We start from the raw sequence: 17,568 nt of genomic DNA, 5'->3' as shown, positions 1-17,568 counted from the left end.
GCTAGTCGCCGAGGTGCGGGGACGGACCGTCCCCCGCCGTCGGGGAGGCTCAGAACGCGGCGACGTGCACGGCGCTGAACCCGTCGCCGTCCCGGCGGACGTGCCACACGCGCACGTCCTTGCCGCCGGTGACGTCCTTCTCGTGGAAGCGGACCTCCTCGCCCAGCGGTACGCCGTGCCCGCGGACCACCACCGGACCGGGCGCGCCGTCGACGGTGAACTCGGCGTCGCCGAGGAAGGAGTCCAGCGACGGCGGGCCGCCGTCGGGGAGCACGGTGACGGCGCAGGGCTTGCCGGACGCGACGATGGGGCGGCTGGCGTGGGTCATGGCGGCACCTCGGGCTCGGGTCGGCGGGGGCGGGTCGGGTCGGGCCTGGACAGGCCTGCCCGGGCTACCCCGGCGGCGCGACGGGCCACGCGCCCGCACGCGAACGCAACGCAGAGTTCACCCGGCGGACGCGGGCTCCGCGACCTCACCGCGGAACTGGGTGCGGTACAGGTCCGCGTACAGGCCGCCGGCGGCCAGCAGCTCCTCGTGCCGGCCGCGCTCGACGATCCGGCCGCCCTCGACGACGAGGATCTGGTCGGCGCCGCGGATCGTCGACAGCCGGTGCGCGATGACCAGCGACGTCCGGCCGGCCAGGGCGGTGTCCAGCGCGTGCTGCACCGCGACCTCCGACTCGCTGTCCAGGTGCGCGGTCGCCTCGTCCAGCACCACGATGCCCGGCGCCTTGAGCAGCACCCGGGCGATCGCCAGCCGCTGCTTCTCGCCACCGGACATCCGGTACCCGCGGTCGCCGACCACGGTGTCCAGCCCGTCGGGCAGCGAGTGCACGAGCGCGGCGATCCGGGCGCCGGTGAGCGCCGCCCACACCTCCTCGTCGGTGGCGTCGGGCTTCGCGTAGCGCAGGTTCGCCGCGATCGTGTCGTGGAACAGGTGCGAGTCCTGGCTGACCACGCCGATCGCGTCGCGCAGCGACGCCGCGGTGGCCTGCCGCACGTCGACGCCGCCGACCCGCACCGCGCCGTCGGTGACGTCGTAGAGCCGGGACACCAGCGCGGCCATCGTCGACTTGCCCGCCCCCGACGGGCCGACCAGCGCGACCAGCTGCCCGGGCTCGGCGCGGAAGGAGACGTCGTGCAGCACGTCGCCGCCGCCGTGCTGCTCGGGGACGGCCACGTCCTCCAGCGACGCCAGCGACACCTCGTCGGGTGCGGGGTAGCGGAAGGACACGGCGTCGAACTCGACCGAGCGGTCCTCGGCGGGCACCGGCACGGCGTCGGGGGCCTCGTCGATCATCGGCGCGAGGTCGAGCACCTCGAACACCCGGTCGAAGCTGACCAGCGCGCTCATCACGTCGACCCGCACGTTCGCCAGCGCGGTCAGCGGCCCGTAGAGCCGGGACAGCAGCAGGGCGAGCGCCACGACGTCACCGGCGGACAGCGACCCGGTGAACGCCAGCCACCCGCCCAGGCCGTAGACCAGCGCGGTGGCCAGCGCCGCGACCAGCGTGAGCGAGGTGAAGAAGACCCGGCCGTACATCGCCGACAGCACGCCGATGTCGCGCACCCGGGCCGCCCGGCCGCGGAACGACTCCGCCTCCACCTCGGGCCGGCCGAACAGCTTCACCAGCAGCGCCCCGGCCACGTTGAACCGCTCGGTCATCGTCGCGTTCATCGACGCGTTGAGCCCGTAGGACTCCCGGGTGATCTCCTGCAGCCGCTTGCCGATCCGCTGGGCCGGCAGCACGAACAGCGGCACCATCACGATGGACAGCAGGGTGATCTGCCAGGACAGGCTGAACATGACGCCGGCGGTGAGCACCAGCGCGATCACGTTGGAGACGACGCCGGACAGCGTCGAGGTGAACGCCCGCTGCGCGCCGATCACGTCGTTGTTCAGCCGGCTGACCAGCGCACCGGTCTGGGTGCGGGTGAAGAAGGCCACCGGCATCCGCTGGACGTGCTCGAACACCCGGCTGCGCAGGTCGTAGATGACGCCCTCGCCGATCCGGGCGGAGTACCAGCGCTGGGCCAGCGAGCTCACCGCGTCCAGCACGGCCAGGCCGGCGATGAACAGCGCGATCCGGACGACGTCGCCCGCGGTGCCCGAGAGCCCGGCGATCCGGTTGACGATGTCGCCGGCCAGCAGCGGCGTGACCACACCGATCAGCGAGGAGAAGACGACCAGCGACAGGAAGCCGGTCAGCTCCCGGCGGTACGGGCCGGCGATGCCGAGGATCCGCCGGACGGTCCCCTTCGGGATCTGCCGGCTGGTCACCGACCGGTCGCGGCTGAACGACCGCATCGCGGCCATCGAGGTCATCGGTGAGCTCATGGCGGTCCCCCTCGCTGTAACTGTGTAAGCCAACCGCGAGGAGGGCGGCGGTGTTCCTCAGCGGCCGGCGAGCAACCCCAGCCGGCGCACCTGCGCCGCCCGCTCGGCGGCGTCCTGCTCGTCCGGCCCGGTGCGGACGGCGGAGCGCAGCAGCGCCAGCGTCTCCCGTGCCGCCCCCGCGTCGACCGCGAGCAGCGCGGCCACCAGGTCGGCGACGGCACCCTCGAGCTGCCCGGCGGGGACGGCGAGGGCGGCCAGCCCGGTGGCCACCGCTTCCGGCGCCCCCACGGCGCGCCCGGTCAGGCACAGCTCCACCGCCCGGCTGTAGCCGACCAGCTCCACCAGGGTGCTGGTGCCGGTCAGGTCCGGGACCAGGCCGAGGGTCGCCTCGGGCAGCCGCAGCTGCAGGTCGTCGGCCACCACCCGCAGGTCGCAGGCGAGCGCGAGCTGCGCGCCGGCGCCCACGGCGTGCCCCTGCACCGCGGCGACCGACACCACCCCCGGCGCACGCAGCCACCGGAACGCCTGCTGGTAGCCCCGGATCCGCTCCTGGGCGACGTCCGGCGGGAGCGCGCCCAGCTCGGCGAGCCCGCCGGGCACCCCGCCCGCCGGGTCGAACAGCCGGCGGTCCAGCCCGGCGGAGAAGGAGCGGCCCGAACCGCGGACGACGACCACGCGCACCTCGTCGTCCAGCCCCTCACCCACCGACCGCAGGGCCCCCCAGGTCGCGGGCGTCTGCGCGTTCAGCTGGTCGGGGCGGTCCAGCGTGACGGTGAGGACGGCGCCGTCGCGCGCCGTCCTCACCCAGCCGTCGGCCGGGTCCGTCACACCTCCTGCTTCTTGGTGCTGTTGCGGTTGGCCCCGCCGCGCCCCCGCAGGGTGGCGCCGGACTCCGACAGCAGCCGGTGCACGAAGCCGTAGGAGCGGTTGGTCGAGGTGGCCAGCGAGCGGATGCTCTCGCCGCTGTCGTAGCGGCTGCGGAGCTCCTCGGCCAGCGAGTTCCGGTCGTCGCCGGTGATGCGCTTGCCCTTGCCCAGGTCAGTGACGGTGTCCGTTGCAGTGCTCGAGTCGGCCATGACTCCCTCCCGTACCCGCAGGATCCCCCTCCGGCTGGGCCGGCCGGTCCCGCTGGTCGCCTGGTGCCGCAGTCCCGCTGACCTCGGCCTCCCACGACCGATGATCACCCAGGCACGGGGCGTCGGCCACCGGAGAGGAGGACTCAGGCCAGCGACACCAGGTCGGCGAGCTCCTCGCTCCAGGCGTCCTCGGTGCCGTCCGGGAGGATGATCACCTTGTCCGGGCTGAGCGCCCGCACCGCGCCCTCGTCGTGCGTGACCAGCACGATCGCCCCGGCGTAGGTGCGCAGCGCGTCGAGCACCTGCTCGCGGCTGGCGGGGTCGAGGTTGTTGGTCGGCTCGTCGAGCAGCAGCACGTTGGCGCCGGACACGACCAGGGTGGCCATCGCCAGCCGGGTGCGCTCACCGCCGGACAGCGTGCCGGTGCGCTGGTCGACCGCGTCGCCGGAGAAGAGGAACGCGCCGAGGATGCGGCGCAGCTCGGTGTCGGTGCTGTCCGGCGCCGCCGACCGCATGTTCTCCAGCAGCGTGCGGTCCATGTCCAGCGTCTCGTGCTCCTGGGCGTAGTAGCCCACCCGCAGCCCGTGCCCGGCCTTGACCTCGCCGGTGTCGGGGGTCTCGGTGCCGGCGAGCATGCGCAGCAGCGTGGTCTTGCCGGCGCCGTTGAAGCCCAGGACGACGACCCGCGCACCCTTGTCGATCGCCAGGTCCACGCCGGTGAAGATCTCCAGCGAGCCGTAGCTCTTGGACAGGCCCTCCGCGGTGAGCGGGGTGCGCCCGCACGGCGCCGGGGTCGGGAACCGCAGCTTGGCGACCTTGTCGGCGACCCGGACCTCGGCCAGGCCGGCGGCCAGCCGCGCGGCGCGCTTGTCCATGCTCTGCGCGGCCTTGGCCTTGGTCGCCTTGGCCCGCATCTTGTCCGCCTGGGCGGTCAGCGCGTCGATCTTCTTCTCCGCGTTGGCCCGCTCGGCCTTGCGGCGGCGCTCGTCGGTCTCCCTGGCGTCCAGGTACCGCTTCCAGCCGAGGTTGTAGATGTCGACGGTGGCCCGGTTGGCGTCCAGGTGCCACACCTTGTTCACCACGGCCTCGAGCAGCTCGACGTCGTGGCTGATCACGATCAGGCCGGCGCGGTGGCTGGCCAGGAAGCCCTTGAGCCAGGCGATCGAGTCGGCGTCCAGGTGGTTGGTGGGCTCGTCGAGCAGCAGCGTGTCGGCGTCGGAGAACAGGATGCGCGCGAGCTCGACCCGGCGGCGCTGGCCACCGGAGAGGGTGCGCAGCGGCTGCTCCAGGATGCGGTCGGGCAGCCCCAGGTTGGTGCAGATGCGGGCGGCGTCGCTCTCGGCGGCGTACCCGCCCATCGCGGCGAACTGGTCCTCCAGCCGGCCGTAGCGGCGGACCGCCCGGTCGCGCTCGGCGTCGTCGGCGGGCTCGGCCATGGCGACCTGCGCCTTGGTGAGCTCGGCGCGCAGCTGGTCCAGCCCGCGGCCGGACAGCACCCGGTCGCTGGCGGTGATGTCGAGGTCGCCGCTGCGCGGGTCCTGCGGGAGGTAGCCGAGCTCACCGGTCACCTCGACCTTGCCGGCGTGCGGCACGCGCTCGCCGGCCAGCGTGGTGAGGGTGGTGGTCTTGCCGGCGCCGTTGCGCCCGACCAGGCCGATCCGGTCACCGGGCTGGACTCGGAGGTTGGCCTCGCTGATGAGGATGCGGGCCCCGGCGCGCAGCTCCAGACCGGTCGTCGTGATCACTGATGCCATTCTAGGCGCTCCGACCGCCCGGGCCGACCGCTTTCCCGGGTGATGTGGACGGCACCCCCGCGCTGTGGACGGTGCCCCCACGCGGGCCCCGGACCGGCCAGGATGCTGATCATGAGCTCGACGAGTGGCCCGCCGGTGCTGCCCTGCCCCGTCTGCGGGACGGCGCTGCGCGCGGCGGCACCGTCGCCGGAGGCGGCGACCTGCCCCGCGTGCGGCCTGCCCGCGGCGGCGCGCGCGGCGCTGGTCGTCGCCCGCGTCGACGCGACGATGCGGGAGTTCGCGCGCGACCGGGAGGCGCTGCTGGCCGCGCTGCGGGCGGCCGCCCCCGGCCCGGCGGCGCCGCCGGTGCCGTTCTCTCCCGCGCCGCCTGTTGCCGTGCCGCCTGCTCCCGTGCCGCCCGCTCCCGCGCCCGGTCCGCCGGCCCCGCCCGCCTGGTGGCCACCCGCCCCCGAGCTGCCCGTCCGGCCGCCGCGCCGCCGGCTGAGCCCGCAGCAGGTGCTGCTGGGGCTGGGGGCGCTGCTGCTGGTGGCCGGGGCGCTGGCCTTCGTCGCGCTCGGCTGGACCCGGCTCGGGCTGGTCTTCCAGGCGGGGGTCATGGGCACGCTCACCGCGGCGGCGGCCGGGGCGTCGGCCTGGGCGGCCCGCCGCGGGCTGCGCGCGACCGAGGAGGCGCTGGCCGGGGCGAGCGCCGCCCTGCTCGCCGTCGACCTCGGCGCCGCGCACGCCCGCGGCCTGCTCGGCGTCGACGAGGTCCCGCTGCGCCTCTGGACGGCGGTCGCCTGCGCGGTGCTGGTCACCGCCGGGCTGCTGCTCGGCCGCGCCACCCGGAGCACGACCACCTGGCCGCTGGTGGCGCTGCTGGCGGGCCAGCCGGTGCCGCTGCTGCTCCTGCCCGGCGACCGGGTGTCCGGAGCGGCCGGGGTCGCCGCGCTGCTCGTGGTGGCCGCCGTCGACCTGGCGGCGGTGCTCGTCGTCCGGGGCGCGCTCGTCCGGCTGGCAGGCTCCCTCGCCGGGCTCGCCGCGCTGGGCGGCGGCTGCCTGGGCGTCGCCACCGCCGGCACCGCCGGTGCCGGCGAGGCCTGGACGGCGACCGCGCTGCTGCTCGCCGCCGCGGCCGCGGTCGTGGGGGTGCCCCTCCACCGGCTGCCGGCCCGGCTGCACCCGTTCCTGCCCGCCGGTGCGCTGCCCCTGCTGGCCACCGGCACCGCCGCCCTCGCGCTCGCGCTCGCCGCCTCGCGCGCCGGCACCGCCGGGCCGGTGCTCGCCGGGGCCGCCGGGCTGGCCGTGCTCACGGCCGCGGCACTCGTGGCCGGCCCCGCGCACCCCTGGCGGACGCCGGACGGCGGGCGCTCACCGGTGCTCGTGCCGGCGCTGCTGACCGGCGGGACGGTGCTGGCGCTCGGCGTGGCCGCCCGGCTCTGGAACGGCGAGCGGACGGTCCCGCTGGCGCTGCTGGTGCTCGCCGTCGCGGTGCCGGCCGCGGTGGCGGCGGTCCGGCTGCCCGAGGTGCGGGCCGCGGCCACCGCGACAGCGCTGCTGGCCCCGGCGGCCGCGGTGCTCGTCGCCCTGGCCGGTGACCGGCTGACCGGCCCGACCGCCGGCCTGCTGCTCGCGCTCACCGCGGCACTGGCCTTCGGCGTCGGCGCCGTGCGCGCGGGCGCCGCCGAGGAGCCGGCCGCCGCTGCGGCAGGTGCGGTGATCGCCGGCGCTGCTGCCTGGGCCTCCGGCGGAGCGGGCGCCTGGGGCCAGCTCGGCCTGCAGCTCGCGGTGGTCGGCGTCTCGGCCGGGGCCTACGCGCTGGCGACCCGGCGGCAGCCCGTCGCCGCGCTGGCGGTGGCCGACCTGGTGACGGCGACCTGGATCGCGGTGGGCGGCGCGGGGGTGACGACACCGGAGGCCTACACGCTGCCCGCCGCGGTGGGACTGCTGCTGGTCGCCCTGCCGGCGCTGCGCCGGCGCGGGCCGTCCTGGGCCGCGGAGGGGGCGGCCGTGGGGGTCGCACTGGTGCCCTCCGCCCTGGTCGAGGTCGCCGACCCGGGAGCGCTCCGGCTGGTGCTGGTCGTCGCGGCCGGGGTGGCGCTCACCGCGGTCGGCACCCTCGCGCGCCGCCAGGCGCCGTTCGTGGTCGGCGCCGGGGCGCTGGCGGTCGTCGTCCTCGGCCGGCTGGGCCCGTACGCGCCGCTGCTGCCCCGCTGGCTGTCCCTCGCCGCCGCCGGGCTCGTGCTGCTGGTTCTCGGGGCGACGTACGAGCGGCGGCGGCAGCAGGCCCGCGAGGCCGTCGCCTGGGTGTCGCAGCTGGGCTGACCCCGCTGGCGTGAGCGCGGCGGCGCCGGGTAGGACGGACCCGTGGCCCGGCGCAGCGAGGTGGTGTACCCGCCGCCGCTGGCCGCCGCGCCCCCGCCGCCACCGGCCGCGGAGTCCGACGGCGTGGGCCGGCTCAGCCCGCAGCTGGTGCTGGTCGGCGCCGGCGCGGTGGCCGTGGTGGCCGCGGGCGGCGCCTCGGTGGCCGGGGCCAGCGCCGGCCAGGTGCTGCTCACCCTGCTGGTGGTCGCGCTGGCGGCGGGCTCCGTCACCGCCGGCCACCGGGAGCTGCGGACCAGCGAGGAGACCCTGGCCGCCGCGTGCGCGGTGCTCGCCGCGATCGGCGCTGAGGCCACCAGCCGCAGCAGCGCGGAGAGCCCGGTGCTGCTGCTCGCGCTGCTGTCGGCCGCGTTCCTCGCCGTCTCCGGCCTCGCCCGCGGTGCCGCCACCTGGCCCATCGCTGCGTGGTGCGCCGGGCAGCTGGCCGTGCTGTCCGCCCTCGGCGGGCTGGAGCTCGCCCCCGCGGAGCACGTCGCCGCGCTGCTGGGCACCGCGTCGGCCGGGGTGGCCGTCGCGCTGCGGGCCCGCCGGCCCGTGGCGCTGGTCGCGCTGGCGACCAGCCTGCCCTGGTGGGGAGTCGGCGTGGTCGAGGGCGCCCGGCTGGCCTGGCGGGTCGACGGCGTCACCGCCGGCACCGCCGCCGCGCTGATGACCGCGGGGGCCGCCGGGCTGCTCGCGCTGCGCACCCGCCGCGAGCTGCACCGCTGGCTCGGCCCCCGGCCCGCGGTGCCCGTGGTCGCCGGCGCGGTCGCCGGCACCGGTCTCGCCGGGGCGCTGCAGGCGATCGGCCCGGCCGGCGAGGCCGCGACCGGCTGGCTGGGGCTCGCGGTCGCCGCCGCGGTGGGCGCCGCCGCCTCCCCCGGTCCCCGCTCGCTGCTGCGGCCCGCCGGACTCAGCCTGGCCACCACCCTCACCCTGCTGGCGGTCGTGCAGCTGCTGCGCGACGGCCACTGGACGGTGCTGGCGGTGCAGCTCGCCGTGGCGGCCGTCCCGGCGGTGCTCGTCGCCGCGCGCCAGCCCGCCGACCGGGCCGGCGCGCTGCCGATCGCCGTGGGCTGCCTCGCGGCCTCGGTGGCCCTGGCCGAGGCCGACGGGCAGCTCCCCGCCGCGGCGGCCGGGCCGCTGCTGCTGCTGATCGGCACCGCCGCGCTGGCCGGCGCGGCGGTGCTGCGGGGCAACCGCTCGGAGCGGTCGCTCGCCGTCGCCGGGACGGTGGTCGGGATCGCCGCCGTCGTCCACCAGCGGCTGGCCCCGGACGACCCGTCGTCACCGGTCCTCGGCCTCGCGGTGCTCGGTGCCGCGCTGCTCGGCTACGGCGCGCTGACCGACCGGTCCCGCGCCCGCGCGCTGGGCTGCGCCGCGCTGGTGCTGGCGGCCTGGGTGGCCGCCGCGGACGCCGGCCTGCGGGTCCCCGAGGCCTACACGCTGCCGGCCGCGATCATGCTGCTGCTGTACCCGGCGCGGGGGCTGGCCGACGGGCCGTCCTGGCCCACCTGGGGGCCGGGCCTGCTGGTCGGCTTCCTCCCCTCGGGCTGGCTGGCCGTGACCGAGCCCGACCTGGTGCGGTTGGTCGGGGTGCTGCTGGCCGCGGTCGCCGCGGTGGCGGCCGGCACCCTGCTGGAGGTGCGGGCGCCGTTCGCCGTCGGCGCCGGAGTGCTGGTGGGGGTGGCGGTCGGGCGGGTGCTGGTGAGCCTGCCGCCGGCCGGCCAGCTGGCGCTGCTGGTGGTCGGGGTGGCCCTCATCGCGGCCGGCACCGGGTACGAGGACGCCCGCCGGTCCGCCGTCCGGCTGGCTGCGCACGTCGCCGACCTGCGCTGACGTGGTCGGTACAGGGACTGCAACGGGTCCGCTCTGGCCGGTGGAGATCAGCTCCCCCGCCCGGCTCGCCGCGGCCGACGTGGCCGCGCTGTCGACCTTCGACGCGTCGTTCACCAGCGGCTCGGTGCTCGCCGTGCGGCGCACCACCGACGGCGGCTTCTCCGTGCGCGAGCAGCAGGTCGACCCGCCGGTGAGCAAGCGGTACCGGCTCGGCGGTGGGCTGCGCGCCGGGCAGGCGCCGCCCTGGGACCGGCTGTTCCTGGCCCGCGAGGCCGGTCGGCTGGTGGGCGTCGCGGCGACCACGTTCGAGCCGTGGAACGCCCGGCAGCGGCTGGACGAGCTGCACGTCGTGCCGTCGGCGCGCGGCCGCGGGCTGGCCCGGGAGCTGGTCGACCGGGCGCTGGGCGAGGCGCGCGGCAACGGCGCCCGGGAGCTGTGGCTGGAGACGCAGAACATCAACCTGCCGGCGATCCGCGCCTACCAGCGGATGGGCTTCGAGATCACCGGCCTGGACCTCAGCCGGTACGCCCCGCCGCACGACACCGAGGTCGCCGTCTTCCTCTCCCACCCCGTCCGCTGACCCCTCCCGCTCTCTCGCGACCAACCGGGCCGCTTTCTCGCGAGAAACCGGGCGTCAGGAGCCGAAGAGGACCTCGGCGCCGACCGGGCGCCAGCCGGCGGCGAGGAACGCCCGCAGCGATGCCACGTTCGCCGGTGCCACCTGCGCCCACACCGGTGCGCCGCCGGGCACCAGCGCCGGCGCGGCGGCGGCGAGCGCGGTGCCCAGCCCGCGTCCGCGCGCGGCCGGCGCCACCTCGACGCTGGCCTCCCAGCGGCCGGCGACGCCGCGGCCGAGGGTGAGCAGGGCCGTGCCGTCGCGCGTCGTCCACACCCGGACGCCGGTGCGGTGCCGCAGCGCCCGCACCACCCGCGGGTGCTCACCCGCCGGGATCTCGACCAGGTCCAGGCCCGGGCGGCCCGGGGGTGGGCCGACCAGGACGGTGTCCAGCACGCCGGGCTCGGCGCCCACCCGGTCGGCGAGCGCGGCCAGGAACCGGGCGGACAGCGGTGCGGTGACCGGGTCGTGCGCCACCGCCGCGGCCACCCAGGCCGGGTCGACGTCCGCGGCGACGACGTGCCAGGCGGACCCGCCGACGACGAGTGCCGGCGCCCGCCGTCCGTCGAGGAGGGCAGGCGCCGGCACCGTGGTCACGCTCGCGTCCGGCGGCGGGGTCTCCCCCGCGGCCAGCGCGTCGAACAGGCTCCGCAGCGTCAGACGCGGAAGCCGAGCGCCCGCAGCTGCTCGCGGCCGTCGTCGGTGATCTTGTCCGGGCCCCACGGCGGCATCCAGACCCAGTTGATCCGGATGTCGTCGACCAGCCCGGCCGGCCCGGTGAGGGCCGCGCGGGTCTGGTCCTCGATGACGTCGGTCAGCGGGCAGGCCGCCGAGGTGAGCGTCATGTCGAGGGTCGCGACGTTGCTGTCGTCGACGTCGATGCCGTAGACGAGGCCTAGGTCGACGACGTTGACGCCCAGCTCGGGGTCGACGACGTCGCGCATGGCCTCCTCGACGTCCTCGACCAGCCGGGACTTGTAGGCCGGCAGGCCCGGGGTCAGCTCGTCCGGCAGGGCCGGGGTGTCCTCGCTCATGCCACGCCTTCCGTGGGGGTGGTGGGGTGGGTGGATGCCACGGCCCGGGAGCTGGCGTCCTTCAACGCCATCCAGCTCAGCAGCGCGCACTTCACGCGCGCCGGGTACTTCGAGACGCCGGCGAACGCGACGGCGTCCTCCAGCTCCTCCTCCAGCTTCTCGGCCACCGTCGGGTCGCCCTTGGCCTGCATGAGCGTCATGAAGTGCTCACCGGTCTCCAGCGCCTGGCCGACGGTCCTGCCGATCACCAGGTCGTACATCGCCGAGACCGACGCCTGGCTGATCGAGCAGCCCATGCCCTCGTACGAGACGTCGGCGATGGTGTCGCCGTCCAGGTGGACCCGCAGGGTCACCTCGTCACCGCACGTCGGGTTGACGTGGTGCACCTCGGCCTCGAACGGGTCGCGCAGACCGCGCCCGTGCGGGTTCCGGTAGTGGTCCAGGATGATGTCCTGGTACATCGACTCCAGCTGCATCAGCTCGCCGCCTCCTTCTCAGCGGGTGCAACACCGAAGAAGCGCTGGGCTTCCCGGACGGCGTCGACGAGCGCGTCGACGTCGTCGTAGCCGGTGTGCACGTAGAACGTCGCGCGGGTCGTGGCGGGCACGCCGTAGCGGCGGACGACGGGCCAGGCGCAGTGGTGACCGACGCGGACCTCGACGCCCAGGTCGTCGAGCACCTGGCCGACGTCGTGCGGGTGGATGCCCTCGACGGTGAAGCTGATCGCGCCGCCGCGGGCCACGGTGTCGGGCGGGCCGATGACCGTGACGCCGGGGATGGCCTGCAGCTGCTCCAGCGCGTAGGCGGTGAGCGCCTCCTCGTGCGCCTGCACGTTGGCCATGCCCAGCCGCTCCAGGTACTCGACGGCCGCGCCCAGGCCGATGACCTGCGCGGTCATCGGGACGCCGGCCTCGAAGCGCTGCGGCGGGGGCATGAACGTGCTGCCCTCCATCCGCACGACCTCGATCATGGAGCCGCCGGTGAGGAACGGCGGGAGCGCGTCGAGCACCTCGTACCGGCCCCACAGCACGCCGACCCCGGTGGGGCCGAGCATCTTGTGGCCGGAGAAGACGAGGAAGTCCGCGCCCAGCTCGGTGACGTCCACCGGCTGGTGCGGCACCGACTGGGCGCCGTCGACCAGCACCAGGGCCCCGACCTCGCGGGCCCGGCCGATGATGTCCTCGAGCGGGTTGATCGTGCCGAGGATGTTCGACTGCTGGGTGACCGCGACCAGCTTGGTGCGCTCGTTGACCACCGTCGCGAGGTCGGAGAGGTCCAGCCGGCCGTCGTCGGTGAGCCCCAGCCAGCGCAGGGTCGCGCCGGTCCGCTCGCACAGCTGCTGCCAGGGCAGCAGGTTGGCGTGGTGCTCCATCTCGGTCACGACGATCTCGTCGCCCTGCCCGACGGCGTACCGGCGGAACTCGGGCTCCTTGGCCGTCGCGGCGTTGCTCAGCGCGTAGGCGACCAGGTTGATCGACTCGGTCGAGTTGCGGGTGAACACGACCTCGCGGACGTCCGCCCCGATGAACCGGGCCACCGCGGCGCGCGCCTCCTCGTAGAGGCCGGTGGCCTCCTCGGCGAGCTGGTGCGCGCCGCGGTGCGGAGCGGCGTTGTGGTTCTCGTAGAAGTCCCGCTCGGCGTCCAGCACCGAGCGCGGCTTCTGCGACGTGGCGCCGGAGTCGAGGTACACCAGCCGGCGCCCGTCCCGGACGGTGCGGGACAGGATCGGGAAGTCCGCGCGGACCGCCTCGACGTCCAGCGGCAGCGGAGGCGCCCCGGCGGGACGCGAGACGGTCTGCGTCATGCCTTCGCGGTCTCCCTCGAGTCCTTGACGTACGCGGCGTAGCCCTCGTTCTCCAGCTTCTCCGCCAGCTCCGGGCCGCCCTCCTCGACGACCTTGCCGGCGACGAAGACGTGCACGAAGTCCGGCTTGATGTAGCGCAGGATCCGCGTGTAGTGCGTGATCAGCAGGACGCCGACCGGGCTGTCCTCGCGGCTGCGGTTGACGCCCTCGGAGACGATCCGCAGCGCGTCGACGTCCAGACCGGAGTCGGTCTCGTCGAGGATCGCGATCTTCGGCTTGAGCAGCCGCATCTGCAGGATCTCGTGGCGCTTCTTCTCACCGCCGGAGAAGCCCTCGTTGACGTTCCGCTCGGCGAACGCGGAGTCCATCTCGAGCAGGTCCATCTCGCTCTTGACGTCCTTGACCCAGGTGCGCAGCTTCGGCGCCTCACCGGTCACCGCGGTCGCCGCGGTGCGCAGGAAGTTCGACACCGAGACGCCGGGGACCTCGACCGGGTACTGCATGGCCAGGAACAGGCCGGCCTGCGCGCGCTGGTCGACGCTCATCGCGAGGACGTCCTCGCCGTCGAGGGTGACGGTGCCGCCGGTGATCGTGTACTTCGGGTGCCCGGCGATCGAGTAGGCCAGGGTCGACTTGCCCGACCCGTTGGGGCCCATGATCGCGTGGGTCTCGCCGCCGCGGACGGTCAGGTCGACACCGCGGAGGATCTCCTTGGTCTCGTCGCCCTCGCCCACGGTGACGTGCAGGTCGCGGATCTCCAGCACGCTGCCGGTCTGGGGGGTGGTCACTGTCTCGCTCCTAGTTGGTGGCCGCGACGATGGGGGCCTCGACGTCCACCAGGACGTCGTCGCCCTCCACCCGGACCGGGTAGACGGGGACCGGCTCGGTGGCCGGGAGGTTGGTGGGCTTGCCGGTGCGCAGGTCGAAGCACGAGCCGTGCAGCGAGCACTCGATGGTCGGGGCGCCCTCGAACTCCTCGACCTCGCCGTCGCTGAGCTCGACGGCCGCGTGCGAGCACACGTCCTCGATCGCGAACAGCTCGCCCTCGAAGTCGACGACGGCGATGTCCACGTCGGTCAGCTCGACCCGCAGCGCGCCGTCCTCGGGCACCTCGGACCGGGCGCAGACCCGTTCGAACGCCATGCTCAGGCCACCTCGACCGGCTGGTCGTCCAGGTCCGGCAGCGCGCCCAGGCGGCGCTCGATGGTGCGCATCAGCCGGTCCTGCAGCTCGGGCAGGCCCATCTGCTGGACGACGTCGGCGAAGAAGCCGCGCACCACGAGGCGGCGGGCGGTCTCGGCGTCGATGCCGCGGGAGCAGAGGTAGAACAGCTGCTCGTCGTCGAACCGGCCGGTGGCGCTGGCGTGACCGGCGCCGACGATCTCACCGGTCTCGATCTCCAGGTTCGGCACGGAGTCGGCGCGGGCGCCGTCGGTGAGCACCAGGTTGCGGTTGAGCTCGTAGGTGTCGGTGCCGGTGGCCGTCGGCCGGATCCGGACGTCGCCGACCCACACGGTGTGCGCCTTCTCGCCCTGCAGGCCGCCCTTGTAGACGACGTTGCTGCGGCAGTTGGGCGTCGCGTGGTCGACCCAGAGCCGGTGCTCCTGGTGCTGGGTCTCGTCGGCGAAGTAGACGCCGAGCAGGTCGACCTGGCCGCCGGGGCCGGCGTACTGCACGTTGCTGACCAGCCGGACCAGGTCACCGCCCAGGGTCACCACGACCTGCTTGAGGGTGGCGTCCCGGCCGACGACGGCGTCGAACTGGCCGCCGTGCACCGCACCGGGCGCCCAGTCCTGCACCGAGACGACGGTGACCTGCGCGCCGTCGCCGATGAGCACGGAGACGCCGCCGGAGTAGCGGGCCAGGCCGGTGTGGTCGAGGACGACGGTCGCCTGGGCGAAGGCGCCGACCTCGACGACCAGCTGACCCCACACGACGTCGTCCGAGCCGGTGCCGGTCAGCGCGAGGGTGACCGGGCGGTCGAGCACGGCCTCCGCGGCGATCCGGACGACGTCGGCGCCGCCGGCCCGCTGGCGGGTGAGCGCGGCCAGCCGGTCGACCGGCTCGGGCAGGCCCTTGAGCAGCGGGTCGCCGGCGTCGACGCGGGTCAGCTCGGCGCCCTCGGGCAGGTCGGTGGACCAGGACAGCCGCGCGTCGGACGGCGCGCCGTCCAGCAGCGTGCGGGCCCGGCGCAGCGGGGTGAACCGCCACTCCTCCTCGCGGCCGGTGACGGCGCCGAAGGCGTCGGGGTCGGTCGAGGTGAAGCGCTCGGCCGGCGAGCCGGTCGGGGCCGGGCCACCGTGGCTGTGCGCCCCGGGGGGCGTGTCGCCGGCGGTGCCGGTGCCGGCCGCCGGGGTGGTCGGCGGGCCGGCCTGCGCGCCCACGCCGTCGGCGAACAGCTCGCCGGCCAGCTGCGCCGTCTCGGCAGCGGCCAGCTCCTCGGGGCCGAGCTCCTCGGCGGTGGTGTTCGTGTTCGGGTCGGTCATCAGCCGACGGCACCTTCCATCTGCAGCTCGATCAGGCGGTTCAGCTCGAGGGCGTACTCCATGGGCAGCTCCCGGGCGATCGGCTCGACGAAGCCGCGCACGACCATCGCCATCGCCTCGTCCTCGGTGAGGCCGCGGCTCATCAGGTAGAAGAGCTGGTCCTCGCTGACCCGGGACACGGTCGCCTCGTGGCCCATCGCGACGTCGTCCTCGCGGACGTCGACGTAGGGGTAGGTGTCGGACCGGCTGATCGTGTCGACCAGCAGCGCGTCGCACTTGACCGTCGACCTGGACCCGTGGGCGCCCTCGTCGATCTGCACGAGACCGCGGTAGGAGGTGCGGCCACCGCCACGGGCCACCGACTTGCTCACGATGGTCGAGGAGGTGTGCGGGGCGGCGTGCACCATCTTGGCGCCGGCGTCCTGGTGCTGGCCCTCGCCGGCGAAGGCGATGCTCATGACCTCGCCCTTGGCGTGCTCGCCGGTCATCCACACGGCCGGGTACTTCATCGTCACCTTGGACCCGATGTTGCCGTCGACCCACTCCATGGTCGCGCCCTCGTGGGCCACGGCCCGCTTGGTGACCAGGTTGTAGACGTTGTTCGACCAGTTCTGGATGGTCGTGTACCGGCAGCGCGCGTTCTTCTTGACGATGATCTCGACGACCGCGGAGTGCAGCGAGTCGGTCTTGTAGATCGGCGCGGTGCAGCCCTCGACGTAGTGCACGTAGGCGCCCTCGTCGATGATCATGAGGGTCCGCTCGAACTGGCCCATGTTCTCGGTGTTGATCCGGAAGTAGGCCTGCAGCGGGATCTCGACGTGCACGCCCTTCGGCACGTAGATGAACGAGCCGCCGGACCACACCGCGGTGTTCAGCGCGGCGAACTTGTTGTCACCGGAGGGGATGACCGAGCCGAAGTACTCGCGGAACAGGTCCTCGTGCTCGCGCAGCGCCGTGTCGGTGTCCAGGAACAGGACACCCTGCTCCTCGAGGTCCTCGCGGATCTTGTGGTAGACGACCTCGGACTCGTACTGGGCGGCGACACCGGCGATCAGCCGCTGCTTCTCGGCCTCCGGGATGCCCAGCTTGTCGTAGGTGTTCTTGATGTCGTCGGGCAGCTCGTCCCACGAGGCGGCCTGCGCCTCGGTCGAGCGCACGAAGTACTTGATGTTCTGGAAGTCGATGCCGGAGAGGTCCGAGCCCCAGTCGGGCATGGGCTTCTTGTCGAAGAGCTTCAGCGCCTTGAGCCGGCGCTCGAGCATCCACTCGGGCTCGTTCTTCCGACGCGAGATGTCGCGGACGACGTCCTCGTTGATGCCACGGGTGGCCGAGGCGCCGGCGACGTCGGTGTCGGCCCAGCCGTACTGGTAGGTGCCGATCGAGTCGATCGTCTCGTCCTGCGTCATCGGCGTGCTGGACACCGGCTGCTGGGTGCTGGTCATGCGGGGGTCCTCTCCCGGTCGATCGAGGGGGTGGAGCGAGTGCTGGCGCCAGCCGGTCCGGCTGCGGCGCGACCAGCAGGTACAGGGACGCCCGGGACACCGTTGTTCCCGGGGCGCGGGGTGATCTGGAGCGTGCGGGCGGGGATGTGCGTCGTGCAGATGCCGTCGCCGTGGGCGATGGTGGCGAGCCGCTGCACGTGCGTGCCGACCAGCCGGCCGATCACCGCCGTCTCGGCCTCGCACAGCTGGGGGAACTCGGCGGCGACGTGCGCCACCGGGCAGTGGTGCTGGCACAGCTGCCCGCCGGACGCGATGGCGCTGGCCATGGCGGCGTAACCCTCGGTGGTGAGCACCGCGGCCACCACCTGCGCGCGGTCGACCGGGCCGCCGGCGGCCTCGGCCTGCTCGACGGCGGCAGTGCAACGCGCCTCCAGCCCCGCCAGCTGCTGCTCGGCGACCGAGCGGACGGCGTCGGGGCCGGCGTGCTCGGAGACGAACCGCAACGCCGTCAGCGCCAGGTCGTCGTAGGCGTGCGGGAACGACTCACGGCCGGCGTCGGTGAGCGCGAAGCGGCGGGCCGGGCGGCCCCTCCCCCGGCGCTCGCCGGCGGTGGCACCCTCGGTCACCCGGCCGGTCGCGACCAGCGCGTCGAGGTGCCGGCGGACGGCGGCCGCCGAGACCCCCAGCCGGGCCGACAGCTCGGCCGCGGTCTGCGGGCCCTGCTCCAGCAGCAGGGCGCTGACCCGCTCGCGGGTACGCCGGTCGTCGGCCCCCGTCGAGCTCGGGACGGCACCTGCCGCGCTGGATTCCACAACACGATTGTGTGCTTATTCGAGGAG

17 protein-coding genes are annotated in these 17,568 nt (G+C 75.0%); 3 read left to right on the top strand and 14 right to left on the bottom strand.

Features of this window, described 5'->3' with window-relative positions:
- Positions 1-49: 49 nt before the first annotated feature.
- The 5 genes from AB0J00_RS07605 to AB0J00_RS07585 form a co-directional block, all read right to left on the bottom strand.
- Positions 50-328, bottom strand: coding sequence for a hypothetical protein (locus tag AB0J00_RS07605; protein ID WP_357742506.1), 279 nt, complete (start codon positions 326-328; stop codon positions 50-52).
- 117 nt (positions 329-445) lie between these two features.
- Positions 446-2,338, bottom strand: coding sequence for an ABC transporter ATP-binding protein (locus AB0J00_RS07600; protein ID WP_357742504.1), 1,893 nt, complete (start codon positions 2,336-2,338; stop codon positions 446-448).
- 57 nt (positions 2,339-2,395) lie between these two features.
- Positions 2,396-3,166: an enoyl-CoA hydratase/isomerase family protein gene (locus tag AB0J00_RS07595; protein ID WP_357742501.1), complete on the bottom strand. Its 771-nt coding sequence runs from the start codon at positions 3,164-3,166 to the stop codon at positions 2,396-2,398.
- Positions 3,163-3,414: a helix-turn-helix domain-containing protein gene (locus AB0J00_RS07590; RefSeq protein ID WP_357742498.1), complete on the bottom strand. Its 252-nt coding sequence runs from the start codon at positions 3,412-3,414 to the stop codon at positions 3,163-3,165. Before AB0J00_RS07590 ends, AB0J00_RS07595 begins: the two co-directional genes overlap by 4 nt.
- Before the next feature lie 143 nt (positions 3,415-3,557).
- Positions 3,558-5,168 (bottom strand): ABC-F family ATP-binding cassette domain-containing protein, encoded by a 1,611-nt coding sequence (locus tag AB0J00_RS07585; protein WP_357742496.1) that lies wholly within the window; start codon positions 5,166-5,168, stop codon positions 3,558-3,560.
- Between the two features lie 111 nt (positions 5,169-5,279).
- On the opposite strand from AB0J00_RS07585, the gene AB0J00_RS07580 reads away from it, so the two are divergent.
- Genes AB0J00_RS07580 through AB0J00_RS07570 form a run of 3 tightly spaced genes read left to right on the top strand, consistent with a single transcriptional unit; the run spans position 5,280 to position 9,927 of the window.
- Complete coding sequence (locus tag AB0J00_RS07580; protein ID WP_357742493.1) at positions 5,280-7,472, top strand: hypothetical protein; 2,193 nt, start codon at positions 5,280-5,282, stop codon at positions 7,470-7,472.
- Between the two features lie 42 nt (positions 7,473-7,514).
- Complete coding sequence (locus AB0J00_RS07575; protein WP_357742491.1) at positions 7,515-9,347, top strand: hypothetical protein; 1,833 nt, start codon at positions 7,515-7,517, stop codon at positions 9,345-9,347.
- Between the two features lie 40 nt (positions 9,348-9,387).
- Positions 9,388-9,927, top strand: coding sequence for a GNAT family N-acetyltransferase (locus AB0J00_RS07570; protein WP_357742488.1), 540 nt, complete (start codon positions 9,388-9,390; stop codon positions 9,925-9,927).
- A gap of 54 nt (positions 9,928-9,981) precedes the next feature.
- Here AB0J00_RS07570 and AB0J00_RS07565 read toward each other — a convergent pair whose 3' ends face one another.
- From AB0J00_RS07565 to AB0J00_RS07525, 9 genes are read right to left on the bottom strand one after another with little or no spacing between them, the layout of a single operon-like run.
- Positions 9,982-10,560, bottom strand: a complete 579-nt coding sequence (locus tag AB0J00_RS07565; RefSeq protein WP_357742485.1) for a GNAT family N-acetyltransferase — start codon at positions 10,558-10,560, stop codon at positions 9,982-9,984.
- A 59-nt stretch (positions 10,561-10,619) separates the two neighbouring features.
- Complete coding sequence (locus AB0J00_RS07560) at positions 10,620-10,997, bottom strand: metal-sulfur cluster assembly factor (protein WP_357742482.1); 378 nt, start codon at positions 10,995-10,997, stop codon at positions 10,620-10,622.
- Positions 10,994-11,473 carry a Fe-S cluster assembly sulfur transfer protein SufU gene (sufU, locus tag AB0J00_RS07555; RefSeq protein WP_357742479.1) on the bottom strand — a complete coding sequence of 160 codons (480 nt, stop codon included), beginning with the start codon at positions 11,471-11,473 and terminating at the stop codon, positions 10,994-10,996. Before sufU ends, AB0J00_RS07560 begins: the two co-directional genes overlap by 4 nt.
- Positions 11,473-12,801 (bottom strand): cysteine desulfurase, encoded by a 1,329-nt coding sequence (locus AB0J00_RS07550; protein ID WP_357742476.1) that lies wholly within the window; start codon positions 12,799-12,801, stop codon positions 11,473-11,475. The genes sufU and AB0J00_RS07550 overlap by 1 nt, the downstream gene beginning before the upstream one ends.
- Positions 12,798-13,589 carry a Fe-S cluster assembly ATPase SufC gene (gene sufC, locus AB0J00_RS07545; RefSeq protein ID WP_357742474.1) on the bottom strand — a complete coding sequence of 264 codons (792 nt, stop codon included), beginning with the start codon at positions 13,587-13,589 and terminating at the stop codon, positions 12,798-12,800. Before sufC ends, AB0J00_RS07550 begins: the two co-directional genes overlap by 4 nt.
- Positions 13,590-13,599: 10 nt before the next feature.
- Complete coding sequence (locus AB0J00_RS07540; protein ID WP_357742471.1) at positions 13,600-13,944, bottom strand: non-heme iron oxygenase ferredoxin subunit; 345 nt, start codon at positions 13,942-13,944, stop codon at positions 13,600-13,602.
- Positions 13,945-13,946: 2 nt separating this feature from the next.
- A complete protein-coding gene (gene sufD / locus AB0J00_RS07535) occupies positions 13,947-15,287 on the bottom strand; it encodes a Fe-S cluster assembly protein SufD (RefSeq protein ID WP_357742468.1) in 1,341 nt (446 codons plus the stop codon).
- Entirely contained in the window at positions 15,287-16,729 is a 1,443-nt protein-coding gene (sufB, locus tag AB0J00_RS07530) for a Fe-S cluster assembly protein SufB (RefSeq protein WP_357742465.1), read from the bottom strand. Before sufB ends, sufD begins: the two co-directional genes overlap by 1 nt.
- Positions 16,726-17,541 carry a helix-turn-helix domain-containing protein gene (locus tag AB0J00_RS07525; protein WP_357742463.1) on the bottom strand — a complete coding sequence of 272 codons (816 nt, stop codon included), beginning with the start codon at positions 17,539-17,541 and terminating at the stop codon, positions 16,726-16,728. The genes sufB and AB0J00_RS07525 overlap by 4 nt, the downstream gene beginning before the upstream one ends.
- Between the last annotated feature and the right edge of the window lie 27 nt (positions 17,542-17,568).

Origin of the sequence: Modestobacter sp. NPDC049651 (genome assembly GCF_040659695.1) — a bacterium.
Lineage (GTDB): Bacteria > Actinomycetota > Actinomycetes > Mycobacteriales > Geodermatophilaceae > Modestobacter.
The sequence above is the reverse complement of the archived record's forward strand: the minus strand, read 5'-3'. Positions and strand labels throughout refer to the sequence as shown.

Bases quoted from the DNA above. Each gene is read 5' to 3' on its own strand.
- AB0J00_RS07600 (WP_357742504.1), bottom strand. From the start codon at position 2,338: ATGAGCTCACCGATGACCTCGATGGCCGCGATGCGGTCGTTCAGCCGC.
- sufD (WP_357742468.1), bottom strand. From the start codon at position 15,287: ATGACCGACCCGAACACGAACACCACCGCCGAGGAGCTCGGCCCCGAG.
- AB0J00_RS07540 (WP_357742471.1), bottom strand. From the start codon at position 13,944: ATGGCGTTCGAACGGGTCTGCGCCCGGTCCGAGGTGCCCGAGGACGGC.
- AB0J00_RS07590 (WP_357742498.1), bottom strand. From the start codon at position 3,414: ATGGCCGACTCGAGCACTGCAACGGACACCGTCACTGACCTGGGCAAG.
- AB0J00_RS07605 (WP_357742506.1), bottom strand. From the start codon at position 328: ATGACCCACGCCAGCCGCCCCATCGTCGCGTCCGGCAAGCCCTGCGCC.
- AB0J00_RS07550 (WP_357742476.1), bottom strand. From the start codon at position 12,801: ATGACGCAGACCGTCTCGCGTCCCGCCGGGGCGCCTCCGCTGCCGCTG.
- AB0J00_RS07560 (WP_357742482.1), bottom strand. From the start codon at position 10,997: ATGAGCGAGGACACCCCGGCCCTGCCGGACGAGCTGACCCCGGGCCTG.
- sufU (WP_357742479.1), bottom strand. From the start codon at position 11,473: ATGCAGCTGGAGTCGATGTACCAGGACATCATCCTGGACCACTACCGG.
- AB0J00_RS07580 (WP_357742493.1), top strand. From the start codon at position 5,280: ATGAGCTCGACGAGTGGCCCGCCGGTGCTGCCCTGCCCCGTCTGCGGG.
- sufB (WP_357742465.1), bottom strand. From the start codon at position 16,729: ATGACCAGCACCCAGCAGCCGGTGTCCAGCACGCCGATGACGCAGGAC.
- AB0J00_RS07585 (WP_357742496.1), bottom strand. From the start codon at position 5,168: ATGGCATCAGTGATCACGACGACCGGTCTGGAGCTGCGCGCCGGGGCC.